1 pseudogene is annotated in these 257 nt (G+C 68.1%); it reads left to right on the top strand.

Annotation, left to right across the window (positions count from 1 at the left end):
* Positions 1-13 precede the first annotated feature (13 nt).
* A pseudogene (locus ACLJNW_RS26460) lies at positions 14-257 on the top strand (bifunctional tetrahydrofolate synthase/dihydrofolate synthase); the annotation flags it as partial.

Below are 257 nucleotides of genomic sequence, written 5' to 3'. Positions count from 1 at the left end.
GACCCAGCGTTCCCTGGCCGATTGGCTGAGCTATCTCGAACAACTCCATCCGACGGCCATCGACATGGGCCTGGAGCGTTCCCGCGAGGTAGCGCGCCGGCTCGGCCTGGGAAGGCCGGCGAAACGCGTGGTCACCGTTACCGGGACCAACGGCAAGGGCTCCACCTGCGCCCTGCTCGCCGAACTGCTGCGTGAGCAGGGGTTGTCGGTCGGGGTCTACAGCTCGCCGCACCTGCTGCGCTACAACGAGCGGGTGC

Source organism: Salmonella sp. SAL4457, assembly GCF_046548235.1.
Taxonomy (GTDB): domain Bacteria; phylum Pseudomonadota; class Gammaproteobacteria; order Enterobacterales; family Enterobacteriaceae; genus Salmonella; species Salmonella enterica.
The sequence above is the reverse complement of the archived record's forward strand: the minus strand, read 5'-3'. Positions and strand labels throughout refer to the sequence as shown.